Source organism: Rhizobium sp. CFBP 13644 (genome assembly GCF_014842165.1).
In the GTDB taxonomy this organism is placed as follows: Bacteria; Pseudomonadota; Alphaproteobacteria; order Rhizobiales; family Rhizobiaceae; genus Agrobacterium; species Agrobacterium tumefaciens_C.
The window spans coordinates 179,768-192,310 of sequence record NZ_JACYVF010000003.1 but is presented as its reverse complement, the minus strand read 5'-3'; the positions used below and the strand labels follow the sequence as shown (position 1 = coordinate 192,310).

At 57.7% G+C, this 12,543-nt stretch carries 12 protein-coding genes and 1 riboswitch; of the genes, 2 read left to right on the top strand and 10 right to left on the bottom strand.

Features of this window, described 5'->3' with window-relative positions; genetic code table 11:
• Positions 1-2: 2 nt before the first annotated feature.
• A complete protein-coding gene (locus tag IFT53_RS10400; RefSeq protein WP_192064641.1) occupies positions 3-1,292 on the bottom strand; it encodes an ABC transporter substrate-binding protein in 1,290 nt (429 codons plus the stop codon).
• Between the two features lie 29 nt (positions 1,293-1,321).
• Positions 1,322-2,407, bottom strand: coding sequence for an ABC transporter ATP-binding protein (locus IFT53_RS10395; RefSeq protein WP_192064640.1), 1,086 nt, complete (start codon positions 2,405-2,407; stop codon positions 1,322-1,324).
• Positions 2,408-2,672: 265 nt separating this feature from the next.
• On the opposite strand from IFT53_RS10395, the gene IFT53_RS10390 reads away from it, so the two are divergent.
• The gene (locus tag IFT53_RS10390; RefSeq protein ID WP_192064639.1) at positions 2,673-3,383 is read left to right on the top strand and encodes a GntR family transcriptional regulator; all 711 of its coding nucleotides are present in this window, start codon (positions 2,673-2,675) and stop codon (positions 3,381-3,383) included.
• A 6-nt stretch (positions 3,384-3,389) separates the two neighbouring features.
• Here IFT53_RS10390 and IFT53_RS10385 read toward each other — a convergent pair whose 3' ends face one another.
• Positions 3,390-4,646, bottom strand: a complete 1,257-nt coding sequence (locus IFT53_RS10385; RefSeq protein WP_192064638.1) for a D-amino acid dehydrogenase — start codon at positions 4,644-4,646, stop codon at positions 3,390-3,392.
• Between the two features lie 6 nt (positions 4,647-4,652).
• Entirely contained in the window at positions 4,653-5,807 is a 1,155-nt protein-coding gene (alr, locus tag IFT53_RS10380) for an alanine racemase (protein WP_192064637.1), read from the bottom strand.
• A gap of 125 nt (positions 5,808-5,932) precedes the next feature.
• Between alr and IFT53_RS10375 the strand changes: the two genes are divergently transcribed.
• Positions 5,933-6,394 carry an Lrp/AsnC family transcriptional regulator gene (locus tag IFT53_RS10375; protein WP_192064636.1) on the top strand — a complete coding sequence of 154 codons (462 nt, stop codon included), beginning with the start codon at positions 5,933-5,935 and terminating at the stop codon, positions 6,392-6,394.
• Between the two features lie 4 nt (positions 6,395-6,398).
• On the opposite strand, the gene thiD is transcribed toward IFT53_RS10375, so the two are convergent.
• The 6 genes from thiD to IFT53_RS10345 all read right to left on the bottom strand — a co-directional run bounded on the left by thiD (position 6,399) and on the right by IFT53_RS10345 (position 12,496).
• Entirely contained in the window at positions 6,399-7,199 is an 801-nt protein-coding gene (gene thiD, locus IFT53_RS10370; RefSeq protein WP_192064635.1) for a bifunctional hydroxymethylpyrimidine kinase/phosphomethylpyrimidine kinase, read from the bottom strand.
• Entirely contained in the window at positions 7,196-7,855 is a 660-nt protein-coding gene (gene thiE / locus IFT53_RS10365) for a thiamine phosphate synthase (RefSeq protein ID WP_192064634.1), read from the bottom strand. The genes thiD and thiE overlap by 4 nt, the downstream gene beginning before the upstream one ends.
• Positions 7,842-8,579, bottom strand: coding sequence for a hydroxyethylthiazole kinase (locus IFT53_RS10360; RefSeq protein ID WP_192064633.1), 738 nt, complete (start codon positions 8,577-8,579; stop codon positions 7,842-7,844). The genes thiE and IFT53_RS10360 overlap by 14 nt, the downstream gene beginning before the upstream one ends.
• A 64-nt stretch (positions 8,580-8,643) precedes the next feature.
• Positions 8,644-8,747: riboswitch (TPP riboswitch) on the bottom strand.
• A 79-nt stretch (positions 8,748-8,826) separates the two neighbouring features.
• Entirely contained in the window at positions 8,827-9,819 is a 993-nt protein-coding gene (iolG, locus tag IFT53_RS10355; protein WP_192064632.1) for an inositol 2-dehydrogenase, read from the bottom strand.
• A 120-nt stretch (positions 9,820-9,939) separates the two neighbouring features.
• Positions 9,940-11,277: a telomere resolvase gene (locus tag IFT53_RS10350; protein ID WP_192064631.1), complete on the bottom strand. Its 1,338-nt coding sequence runs from the start codon at positions 11,275-11,277 to the stop codon at positions 9,940-9,942.
• 76 nt (positions 11,278-11,353) lie between these two features.
• The gene (locus tag IFT53_RS10345; protein ID WP_192064630.1) at positions 11,354-12,496 is read right to left on the bottom strand and encodes a M24 family metallopeptidase; all 1,143 of its coding nucleotides are present in this window, start codon (positions 12,494-12,496) and stop codon (positions 11,354-11,356) included.
• Positions 12,497-12,543: the final 47 nt, after the last annotated feature.

Below are 12,543 nucleotides of genomic sequence, written 5' to 3'. Positions count from 1 at the left end.
GATCAGGCGGCGATGAACTCGTTCCAGCGACGAACCATGTAGCGGTCTTCGTCCATCACGGAGTTCCAGCAGGCCACCTTGCCCATGCGCTCCTGGAAGGAACCGCCATCACGCACCGCGCCAGCCTTTTCCATGACCTTGCCGTCAGGAGCGATGATGTCGCCCTGCGCTGCCTTGCCCTCGACCCAGTAACCCCATTCGTCAGCTGTCATGTGTTCTTTGGCCGTGTCCATGGCGGCGGAGTAGTAGCCCTGACGGTTGAGATAGGCGCCGACCCAGCCGGATGTGTACCAGTTGATATATTCATAGGCGGCATCGAGCTTTGCGCCTGACAGGTGCTTGGCAAGACCAAGACCGCCGCCCCATGAACGGTAGCCTTCCTTCAAAGGCTGGTATTTGCAGGCGATGCCCTTGGAGCGCACGGCTGCGACGGCTGGCGACCACATGGACTGGATGACGACTTCGCCAGATGCCATGAGGTTGACGCTTTCATCGAAGCTTTTCCAGAAGGCGCGGAACTGGCCATCTTTCTTGGCCTTGATGAGGAAGTCGATCGTCTTGTCGATCTCTTCCTTGGTCATGTTGCCCTTGTCTGCGTATTTCAGGTTGCCCATGGCTTCCATAATCATCGCAGCATCCATGATGCCGATGGATGGAATGTTGAGGATGGATGCCTTACCCTTGAAGGCCGGGTCCATGATGTCGGCCCAGCTGGTGATCTCGCGACCGACAAGATCGGGGCGGATGCCGAGCGTGTCGGCGTTGTAGATGGTCGGAACCATGGTGAAATAGTCTGTTTCACCCTTGGCAAATTTCTTGTCGCCCGGCTTTTCCACGAAACCGACAGTGTGGGGCGCGGTGCCCTGGGCAATGACGCTGTCCGGCGTGAGCTTGCCGTTTTTAAACAGCGGAACGATCTTGTCGTAATATTTCAGCTTCTTGATTTCCATCGGCTGGATGACGCCCGATGGATAAACCTTCTTGAGGATCCAGTATTCGATATCGGCAATGTCGTAGGAGTTCGGCTGCGTGACGGCGCGCTGGGCGGCGGCATCGGAATCCGTTGCTGTCATTTCCAGCGTGATGCCGAGGTCTGCCTTGCATTTATCAGCGATGGCATTGAGGTTCGACACGCCGGTGCCGAACTGGCGCAGCGTGATCGGGTTCTGCGCCCAGATGGTCGGGAAACCGGTGATGAGGCCGGAGCCGATGGCAGCGCCGGTGGCCGCGGCACCCGCTTTCAGAAGACCGCGACGGGACAAGCCCTTTTTCGTGTTGGTTGGATTGGTCATGACACATTCTCCTCTGGTTGTTTTTAGGTTTATTTCTTGACCCGGCCGAGCACGATGGCATCTGCCGCATTCCAGGACAGGGGTATCGCTTCCCCCACCTTGATGGGTTTTTCGAAGAAGGCGACGTCACTCAGAATGACGTTGAAGTCCTCGATTCCAGCACCCGTCACCACAATCTTGACGGTGGCGCCGTGGTATTCGACGTTGGAGACGATGCCGGTAAAGCCGTGACCCGGTACGTCCTCAGGGCCGATGCGAACGCGATCGGTTCGGACGGCAATATCCATTATCCCATCCTCTGGCGGATCACCGGCGGCGCTGAAGGAAGCACCGCCAACAACATCCATGGTCACGAGATCGCCGCTCTTTTCGCGGACGCGGCCTGAAATGACATTGTGATTGCCCATGAAGCGCGCCACGAAACTGGTTGCCGGGCGCTCGAACACCTCACGCGGGGTGGCCGCCTGCTCGATTCGACCGTCATTCATGATGACGATGACATCGGCCAGCGCCATGGCCTCTTCCTGACTGTGGGTCACGTGAACAAACGTGATGCCCAGTGTTGTCTGAAGCTTCTTGAGTTCGGCGCGCATGCGGATTTTCAGGAAGGGGTCGAGGGCGGACAAGGGTTCGTCCAGAAGAAGCGCTTCAGGATCGGTAATCAGCGCACGGGCAAGCGCCACACGCTGCTGCTGGCCACCGGAAAGCTGGGCGGGGCGGCGATTAGCATAGGCTTCCAGCTGCATCAGTTGCAGCATTTCCATGGCCTTTTCGCGCCGGGCTTCTTTGTCTACACCTTTCATCTTCAGGCTGAAGGCAACATTGTCGATGAGATCCAGATGTGGGAAAAGCGCATAGGACTGGAACATCATCGCCGTGCCGCGCTTGGCGGGTGGAAAGTCTGTTACCACGACGTTACCCAGCCGCACATCGCCGCTGGTAATGCTCTCGTGTCCCGCAATCATCCGCAGGGTGGATGTTTTGCCGCATCCGGATGGACCCAGCAGGCAGCAATAGCTTCCCGCCGGTATCTTGAGGCTGATCGCGTGGACAGCCGTCGTGGTGCCATATATCTTGGACACGGAAGCAATATCGATCTCGGCGGCTTTGCTCATGTGTTTTCCTCTGCTCGTCGCAGAAGACGTTGCATAAGCCGTGCCAGTTTCGATGCCCGGCGCTTAAGATTATGAAATGACGACGTATTTTAATTCGACGGGTGCCGGTGGCACGTGCAGCTATTTGCAGATGCCCAAAAAACGAGCGATTGTTTTCGATGTTGCATAAGGATTGTATTCAATCATCAAGCCTGAATGAGAACGTTTGCTGTTTCAACTTTCGTCGCTTCGGGGTAGAAAGGGCTAGACAGCTTTGGATGCCGACATGACGATTGCTCACATCAGCCCAGAAACCGACCACAGCCAGGAAGACCGGGCGCAAGCCATTCGCGATACGTTGCGGGATGCGATAGTCGACAGGCGTCTGGCCCCCGGAACCAAGCTTTCGGAAGCCGAGGTCGGTACGCTGTTTGAAGTCAGCCGCACGGTCGTTCGTGCAGCCCTGCAGATGTTGTCCTTCGAGGGGCTGGTAAAGACGGAGCGAAATCGTGGCGCTTTCGTTTCCAACCCGACACCGGATGAAGCGCTTCAAGTCTTCGCCTCACGGCGGCTGATTGAACCCGGCATTGTCAATGCCGCCATTGAGCGCCTCACGCCTGAGGTCATTTCGGATATGCGGCTGCATCTTGAGGAAGAAACACGTCACCAGCATGAGCGCGGCCCCAGCGCACGGCGCGCGGAAATCAAGGCGTCCGGTGATTTTCACCTGATGCTGGCGGCGGTTGCTGGCAACGCCATTCTTGAAAAGTTTATGGCGGAACTCGTCGCCCGCTCGTCGCTGGTCATTGCTCTTTATGGTCGCTCGGGCATTTCAAGCTGCGGCCACGGCGATCACGCTGCCATTCTCGATGCACTTGAGGCAGGAGATGCGGAGAAAGCCAAACATCTCATGCTTCACCACATCGATCACATCGAAGCCGATCTTGACCTGCGCAACAAGGAGGGCCTTGCCCTCAAGGATGCGCTGTCGCTTTGATCCGTTTCACGCTGCGTAGCGGGAAATAGCCAGATCCGCGGTTTCAATCTCCGGCTTGTTGCCGCTGACGATATCGGCGAGAACGCGGGCCGATCCGCAGGCCATCGTCCATCCCAGCGTGCCATGCCCCGTATTGAGGAAAAGGTTGCTGTAGCGGGTGGCCCCGATGACCGGCGTACCGTCAGGCGTCATGGGGCGAAGACCGCTCCAGAATTTTGCGCGTGACTGGTCGCCCGCGCCGCCGAAGAGATCTTCGACGGAATGGGTCAAGGTCGCCTGACGCTTGGCGGGCAGGTCCGTGCTGAAACCGGCGATTTCGGCCATTCCACCTACACGAATACGGTCGCCAAGGCGCGTGATCGCAATCTTGTGCGCCTCGTCCATGACGGTCGATATCGGTGCGCGCGCCGCATCAATGATCGGCACGGTGATCGAGTAGCCTTTGACCGGATAGACGGGCAGGTCGATGTTGAGGTGCTTGAGCAGGTGAGGGGTGTAGCTTCCCAATGCGCCAATGAAGACGTCCGCTTCAACCAGCCCCTTGGTGGTTTCGATTGCCTTGACGCGGTTGCCTTCCGTCACCGGGCGCATGATGCCGGTGCCGTAGACGAATTTCACGCCAGCCTGTTCGGCAAGCTTTGCCAACTCGGTGGTGAACATAAAGCAATCGCCGGTCTCGTCGCCGGGCAGGCGCAAGCCGCCGACGATCTTGTCGCGGGATTGAGAAAGGCCGGGTTCAACAGCAACGCAAGCGTCACGATCCAGAACCTCGTAGCGAACACCGCCTGCCTTCAGCACCGCCACATCCTTGCCGATGCCGTCGAACTGCTTCTGGGTGCGGAAAACCTCAAGCGTGCCTTGCGTGCGTTGATCATATTGAATGCCGGTTTCGTCGCGCAATGCCATCAGGCAATCACGGCTGTACTCGGCAACACGCACCATGCGGCTCTTGTTGATGGAATAGCGTTGGAATGTACAGTTGCGCAGCATCTGGCCAATCCAGCGCAGAGCCGCGGGGTCCAGTGTTGGCCGAATGATGAGCGGAGAGTGCTCCATAAACAGCCACTTCATGGCTTTCATGGGAATACCGGGTGCCGCCCAGGGCGATGAGTAGCCCGGTGAAACCTCGCCCGCGTTGGCAAAGCTGGTTTCGAGAGCCGCTCCCGGCTGCCTGTCGATGACGGTAACGGAGTGACCGGCTTTTGCCAGATACCAGGCGGATGTGACGCCGACGACACCCGCTCCAAGAATTGTGATGTTCATGTTGGCTCACTCCCCCTCGTTCATTGCGTCAGGCTGCTGCGGCTGGATATAGGCTCGGCGATACCGGTGGCCGAGGCCGGTCAGAATTTCGTAGGCTATCGTTCCGGCATCCTCGGCCATGTCTTCCAGCGTCTGGTCCGGGCCGATGAGCTGAACCAGACTACCATGGCTTAGCGTGCCCTCCGGCAGAGCCGTGATATCAAGGCTGATACTATCCATCGATACGCGGCCCGCAATAGACAGACGCACGCCGTTGAAATAGGCCGCGCCCCGATTGCTGAGAGAGCGGGGAAGGCCATCGGCATAGCCCGCAGCAACCGTCGCCAATCGCGTTTCGCTGGCTGTGCGAAGCGTGCCGCCATAACCAACGAAGGTATCGGCAGGCACCGTGCGTGTCTGCACAACTGCCACGTCCAGCCGCACGACAGGCTTCATCGGGTTCGGCCTCAGTGTCGAAGGCGCGCCGCCATAAAGCCCGATGCCCGGGCGCATGAGGGCGTTGTGGAAGTCAGCGCCGAGGAACACACCGCCGGAATTGGCAAAGCACACCGGCACATCAGGAAACATCTGCGCTGTCTTGCGCATTTCGGCCAGTTGCGCGCCGTTGGCCGCGTGCTCAGGCTCGTCGGCGCAGGCCAGGTGGCTCATGATGAAGGTAATCGCGACGCCATCCAGCAGTTCGGGAGCATTCTTCAGCGCTTCGACTTCGGACGGCGCCATTCCAAGCCGGGACATGCCGGTATCAAACTGAAGGGCCGCGGGCAGTGTCTTGCCCAGCGTTTTCGCATGGGCGGTCCACTGCGCCAGTTGTTCCAGTGAGTTGATGACGGGCGTCAGCGACATGTCCGCGCAGGATATCTCGTTGCCGGGCTGGAGCCCGTTCAGAACGAAAATATCAGCGTCACCCGCAATGCGCCTGCGCAGCGAAATTCCCTCATCGATATGGGCGACGAAGAAGTGGCGGCATCCCGCATCATACAGCACGGGGGCCACGACATCGGCACCCAGACCATAGGCATCGGCCTTGACGACCGCGCTGGTCATCGCATTCGGAGCGAGCCGGCATAGGGTTAGATAATTGTCGCGAAGCGCGCCCAGATCTATGGTCAGATAACCGCTGGCACCGCCACTCGCCGTTTGGCGACTGATCGTCATGTCCATCATCGTTCCCTTGTTATTTTATAAGATGGTATTGCAACGATCATCGAATTTCTGCAATTTGATGCGCGGATCGTTCGAAGATATTCGATTTCGCGCAATATTCAGCGACAGAACGGAATGATTTCATGTCAGCTTTGGACGCTACCGATCGCCATATCATCAGAGTGCTGAGATTGAACGCCCGCATCAGCAATGCCAAGCTTGCGGCAGAGGTCGGCCTGTCGGCTTCTGCCTGTCTGCGTCGGGTCGATATTCTGGAGCGGGAAGGGGTTATCAGAGGCTATACGGCGCTGACGGGCAGCGCGGCTGGTGGTGAAGTTATCTCGGTCATTGTCCAGATTACGCTGGACCGGCAGACCGAAGATTTTCTCAACCGGTTCGAAAGCGCCGTTCGTAAATACCCCGAGATACGTGAGTGCTATCTGATGACCGGCGGCTCTGATTATTTCTTGCGGGTCGAGGTCGAAACAGCCGGTGATTTCGAGAGGGTTCACAAAGAAGTCCTGTCCAAATTGCCCGGCGTTTCACGCATCCATTCCAGCTTCGCCATCCGCAACGCCCTCGCCAGCCCAAAGCCAAGGGCCTGAAACATCAGGCGTTCCACCAGCGGTAAAAGTGGTGCACCGGCCCGTGTCCGCCTCCGATATCAAGGTCTTTTCCCGCAGCAAGCGCGCCGTGGAGAAACTCTTTTGAAAGTCTAACGGCTTGCGACAGCTGATGTCCAAGCGCCAGATGTGCGGTGATGGCGGCTGCTAACGTGCAGCCGGTGCCGTGGTCGTTGCGGGTCTCAATGCGCGGCAATGAGAACTCCTGCACGGAGTTGCCATCCAGCAGCAGATCGACGCTGTCGCGGCCCGTGCCGTGCCCACCTTTTATCAGAACAGCACGAACGCCGGTCTTGAGGATCGCCTCTGCCTGACGGACCATGTCTTTGTTGTTTTCCGCCATCGGCTGGCCGCTGAGAAGAGCTGCTTCCGGCAGATTCGGTGTGGCAAGCCATGCGAGTGGCAACAAGCGGCTGCGCAACGTCTCGATGGCGTCCTCCTGCAACAAGCGGTCACCCGATGTCGCGACCATCACCGGGTCCAGCACGATGGGCTTGGCGATGCTGCGGAGACCAGCGGCGATAGTCTCAATCGTCTCGATCCGCGATACCATGCCGATCTTGACCGCACCTATGTTGATGTCGGAGAAAACGGCTTCCATTTGCGCCGCGATCATCGTTGCGGAGATATCTTCGACAGCGGTCACGCCCCGCGTGTTCTGCGCGGTGATCGCGGTGATGACGCTGGCGCCGTATACACCCAAGGCAGAAAAAGTTTTCAAGTCTGCCTGTATTCCTGCGCCGCCACCGCTGTCGGAACCGGCAACCGTCAAGGCAATCGCTGTCATTGGCGTGCCTCCAGAGCCACATCCACCGCATGGCGGAACGCTTGTGTGGCACCGGCAATATCAACTGCCCGGAACAGGGCCGAAATGACAGCAACGCCATCCGCACCAGCCTCGATCACACCCGGCAAGGTCTCCAGCGAGATGCCTGCGATGGCACCCACTGGCATGTCTGGTCGGTCGCGTTTCAGCTCAGCGCGCAACAGCCGAAAGCCTTCAAGCCCCACCGGCGCATCGGGATTGACCTTGGAAACGGTCTCGAAAACACCGCCGATACAGGCATAGTCAGCCGGTGAACCCGCGACGCGCTTCGCATCGTCCATGTTCTTGACGGTCATTCCGATGATAGCATTCTCGCCCAAAAGACGCCGCGCCATATGGGCATCCATGTCATCTGCACCCAGATGCACGCCATCTGCACCGCATGCTAGCGCCACATCCACACGGTCGTTGATAACAAGGGGAACACCAGTTGCCTTCAGCGCCTCGCGAATAAGCGTCGCCTGTTCGATCATGTGTAGGGTCGAGCCATGCTTGTCGCGGTACTGGATGATTGTAGCACCGTGCAGGGCGGCAACGGCTGCCAGTTCCGGCAATGGGGCAATATCACATAGCGATGCGTCGACCAGCGCATTCAGCCGGTAATCAATCTTCATCATGGTCAATCCTCCCATGGGACAGGATATCTTGCTCGGTGACGGCGTTCAGCGCGTCGAGAAATGCGGCCTCGAATGTGCCGGGGCCACGGGCATGTGAGGCAGCGAGTTCTGCCGAGACACCTGTTACGACAAGCGCTGCCACCGCCGCCTGCATCGCATCGCCTTCCACCGCCATGAATGCAGCGATGACGCCGCCGGAAAGGCACCCGGTGCCCGTCACCTTCGCCATCCAAGGGTGGCCGTTCTGAATTTTGATATTTCGGATATGGTCCCGCAGCAGGTCTTCCGGCCCGGTCTGGATGCGCAGCGCCTTGCCAACATCACCGATCACAGCCATTTCGGCAGCATTGCCGCGCACGATGGTGGGCTGAAGTCCGATCAGTTCATGCGCGAAATCTAGTCGGGATGGCGAGTAGTCGCAGTGCACGGGATCGATGATCCATGGCTTGCCACGCTCGTTCGCAATATTCACTGCCAAGCGTATGACGCCGCGGCGGGCCGCATCCAATGTTCCCAGATTGATCGTCAGCGCATCGACCTTGGAGACGAAGCTTTCGATTTCTTCCTCGGACGACGTCATGGACGGAATGCCGCCAATGGCGGTGATGCCATCTGCGGTGAACTTCTGCACCACGGTGTTCATCAGGCAATGCACACGCGGTCGTCTTTGTCGCACCCGCGCCAGAAGCTCTGCGGCTATTTGTGCCGTTGGAAAACTCGCCATAACAAATGAACTCCAGACGTTAATCACGGAGATCCAGGTCAAGCGGAGAAAAGAAAAGCATTGCCAATGGCGACTGTTCCGTTCCTACGCCGGCATGACCCGGATCAGGTTCAAGGGTCCGGCTCAGCGCCATCTCAGCATCGTTAAGATGCTCCCCTCGGAATGTCTGGAAACTGTCGTTTTTTAAGTTTGCTGTCAATCATATTCGAAAGACGGAGGCGGATGACCTCCGTCTTTCAGCATGTCGTCAAACGATCTGGACGAGAACCTTCTCACGCGCCGATTTCAGTGCGGCATCGGCCAGCTTCAACGCAATCAGGCCATCATGGGCAGAGGGCGAAGGCGCGACATCATTCTCGACGGAATCGATGAAGGCCTTGATTTCTGCCGCATAGGCTTCGGTGTAGCGCGTCATGAAGAAATCATGCAGCGGTGGGCGGGTGTAGCCATCTTTCGTGGCGACTTCGATGGAAACGGGGCGCTGGTTTTCAGCGGCGACCGAGCCGAGCGAGCCATGTACTTCGATGCGCTGATCATAACCGTATGTCGCACGACGCGAGTTTGAAATGCTTGCCTGGCGTCCGCTTGCCGTTGTCAGGATGATGCTGGCGCTATCGTAATCGCCGAGTTCACCGATTCTCGGGTCCACCAGAACGGAGCCTGTTGCAAACACGCTGACGATTTCTTCGCCCAGCAGGAAGCGGGCAATATCGAAATCATGGATTGTCATGTCGCGGAAAATGCCGCCGGAGACCTTGATATATTCAGGTGGTGGCGCGCCGGGGTCACGGCTGACAATTGTCACCATCTCGACATCGCCGATCTGGCCGTCATCGATGGCTTTGCGCACGGCGCGGAAATGCGGGTCGAAACGACGGTTGAAACCGAGCATAATCTTCGCGCCGGTTTCCTTGACAACCTTGATGCAGGCTGTCGCGCGGGCGACATCCAGATCGATGGGCTTTTCGCAGAAAATGGCCTTGCCTGCACGCGCGAAACGCTCAATCAGATCGGCATGGGTGTTGGTGGGTGTGCAGATGATGACGGCATCAATATCAGGGTTCGCTAGAACCGCATCGATGGTGCTGATCTCGCAGCCGCTTTCATTCGCAATTGCCTGCGCAGCCTCAGGGAACGCATCCACGACAGCCACCAGTTTTGCTCTGGCGTCAGAGGCAATCGCCTTCGCGTGCACTTTTCCGATGCGACCTGCACCCAGCAAAGCCAATCTCGTTACCATCGTATCCTCCCGATCCGGTTTCTGCTAATGGAACGCACATGCGAACCCTAGCTATTTTGGAATATATGTTCCAACTTGCTAGAGCGGCATTTTGTCGGTGTCAAGGCGTGGGTTGGAGCCTTAAGCCTGAGGCATGCCAGGGATACGGTTGACCTCTGTCATCTGCTGGATCGTGCGCTCCGCAACACGCTCGGCCCGGACCTTCGATTGCTCCGCATCCTCTGGAAATGTGTAGGTCATGTAAGACAGCGATGTTTCAAGATCGTTGTTGTTGTGGCCCAGGATGGCGGCGAAATAGCTGTTCTTGGTCACGCTGGGCGGCGCGAAATTTCGATAGGCAATTTCGGCATAGAGATGGCGCAGACCGTAAGGCTTCGGTGGCTCTTCCTTGGGCCAGATATCCTCGAATTTGGCGATCACTGCATCGCGCAGTGGCAGGCGCACGTCTGCTGTAAAATCGTCCACATTCAGCCCAAGCCAGGATTTTCCGTCGCTGCTTTCGCGCAGGCGGCTGTAGGCATCGAGAACAATACGCGATTGTTCCAGCACCGGAATTTCATAGGTCACGCCGAATTTGGTGCCTTCGCCCTGCTTTGTCTTTGCCTGACCGTTGAACAGCACGCTCCATTTCGAAACGCCCTTGCCGTAGGGCGCTGGCGTCAATTCTGCCTGCGTGAAGACCTCGTAGGGACGCCGACCTGTCGTGCCCATCAGGCCGATGGCGACCGTCATGATATCGGAGGATTGCAGGTAGCGACGACAGCGACGCATCACCTCGGCATAGTTCTCGAAGGTAATCAGCGATCCATGCTTGTTGGCGATCTTCGCCATTTTGATCTTGCGTGCTTCATCATAGAGCTGCGGCGTTCCCGCGGCGATGCGCAGCATCGGGTGCTCGTCACCAAAGGCTTCGCGCAGCGCATTTCGGTATTTGGTGATGTAGGAAATGACCGTGGCCTGCGCCTTGTCGCCCATGGACGCCATCTCGGCATCCCACAGCGCCTGCATTTCCGGCTTTGTCGTTACGCCATTCGTAGCATTGATGAAGTCCGAAACGCGCAACAGAAAACGGGGCTTGCGACCCACCATGCTGTATTCGGCCCGCTCCAGTTTTTCCCGGATCGAATGTGCAACACCACGCATAGGGTATTCAGCGGTCTTGATGTAGGTGTTGAGGCGCTCACGCAGCTTTTTCATGTTGCAGATTGCCAGCGGCGTCGTCTTCGGGCCAAAGGCGTCTTTCAGCGCATATCTATATTTTACGATATAGAGTTCGAGCGTCTTCTCTGTTCGGCCATTGTCGAAGTGGAAGCGCACTTCTTCATTCCAGAGCGCGCTGATTTTCTTGGTATCGAATGTGCCATCAGCATTTCGGGTGGCCTTGATATTCTCGACAAATTCCGCGATCCGATCCACCAGCACAGGTGTTTTTGTTTTCCTTTTTTCGGCAGCGGACATCGATAGCTCCACAATATGATTCGGGTTTGAAAAGTATATATATTATAGATGCAAGTAACGCACAGTTAATGATCAATCAGGAAAATGGCTGCGTTGGCGAAGTCGCAGGTCGCGTGAACCATTTCGCGCCTTCACTACTCATGTAAATGTGGTCTTCAAGCCGAATGCCGAACCGGTCGGGATAAACCAGCATCGGTTCGTTGGAAAAGCACATGCCCGGGGCAAGCGGCATGGCGTTGCCGCGCACAATATACGGCGCTTCGTGAATTTCCAAGCCGAGCCCGTGGCCGGCGCGATGCGGGAGGCCGGGAAGGTTGTAGTCCGGCCCAAGGCCGTGGCACGCCATCACGCGGCGTGCGGCATCGTCCAGGTCGCTGCATGACGCGCCAAGCTGTGCAGCATCGAAAACCGCTTGTTGGGCCTCCCGCTCGATCGCCCAAGCCTCTGCAAATTCTGCTGTCGGCTGGTCGATCATGTAAGTGCGGGTAATATCGGAGTGGTAGCCATCGATACGGGTGCCCGTATCAACTAGAATGACATCGCCCGCGCTCAAAATCTGGTCGCCCTCTGCGCCATGGGGCAGAGAGGTGGCTGAGCCAAAGGATACGATGCAAAAATAGGAGCCGCCTTCGCCACCGAGCTCAACATGTTGCTCATCAATGAACCGGATGACATCCGAGGCGCGTATTCCTGGCTTCATCATGCCATGGGCGCGCTTCTGCACCTCAATCGTCAGATCCATTGCATACTGAATGATGGCGATTTCAGCCGCTGATTTTCGTGCCCGCAAGCCACTGATCAACGGACCGCCATCCACTAAGCGTTCCTGCCCAAGCTCTCGGGCAAGGCTGTGATATATGAACAAAGGCAGCGCATCATCCAGCGCGACTCGCCCACGCCCACCAACCAGCGAGCCAACGAGCGCCGCAGGGGCTTCCTCTTCCTGCCAGATGTGGATGTCACCCGCGATATGGCGCAGCGTATCGACGCGGCTTTTTTCAAATCCCGGCACTATGTAATGCAGACCAGTCTGTGTGACCACCGCTCCCAGCAGTCGCTCGCTCTGGTGCCAGACAAGGCCGGTAAAGTAGCGAAGGCTCTCACTTGAACCCAGAAGCAGTGCTGCAATGTCCCGCTTGGCCATCACGACACGCAGGCGCTCCAGCCGTTCGACGCGCTCTGCGTCGGTGATGATGGGTGGCCGGGTACCGGAAAACATATGCGGATCTTTCGTTGACATGGTGACAACGGGATACAGTTTTCAGG

Coding starts and splice junctions, on each gene's coding strand:
- IFT53_RS10400 (WP_192064641.1), bottom strand. CDS start 1,292: ATGACCAATCCAACCAACACGAAAAAGGGCTTGTCCCGTCGCGGTCTT.
- IFT53_RS10395 (WP_192064640.1), bottom strand. CDS start 2,407: ATGAGCAAAGCCGCCGAGATCGATATTGCTTCCGTGTCCAAGATATAT.
- IFT53_RS10390 (WP_192064639.1), top strand. CDS start 2,673: ATGACGATTGCTCACATCAGCCCAGAAACCGACCACAGCCAGGAAGAC.
- IFT53_RS10385 (WP_192064638.1), bottom strand. CDS start 4,646: ATGAACATCACAATTCTTGGAGCGGGTGTCGTCGGCGTCACATCCGCC.
- alr (WP_192064637.1), bottom strand. CDS start 5,807: ATGGACATGACGATCAGTCGCCAAACGGCGAGTGGCGGTGCCAGCGGT.
- IFT53_RS10375 (WP_192064636.1), top strand. CDS start 5,933: ATGTCAGCTTTGGACGCTACCGATCGCCATATCATCAGAGTGCTGAGA.
- thiD (WP_192064635.1), bottom strand. CDS start 7,199: ATGACAGCGATTGCCTTGACGGTTGCCGGTTCCGACAGCGGTGGCGGC.
- thiE (WP_192064634.1), bottom strand. CDS start 7,855: ATGATGAAGATTGATTACCGGCTGAATGCGCTGGTCGACGCATCGCTA.
- IFT53_RS10360 (WP_192064633.1), bottom strand. CDS start 8,579: ATGGCGAGTTTTCCAACGGCACAAATAGCCGCAGAGCTTCTGGCGCGG.
- iolG (WP_192064632.1), bottom strand. CDS start 9,819: ATGGTAACGAGATTGGCTTTGCTGGGTGCAGGTCGCATCGGAAAAGTG.
- IFT53_RS10350 (WP_192064631.1), bottom strand. CDS start 11,277: ATGTCCGCTGCCGAAAAAAGGAAAACAAAAACACCTGTGCTGGTGGAT.
- IFT53_RS10345 (WP_192064630.1), bottom strand. CDS start 12,496: ATGTTTTCCGGTACCCGGCCACCCATCATCACCGACGCAGAGCGCGTC.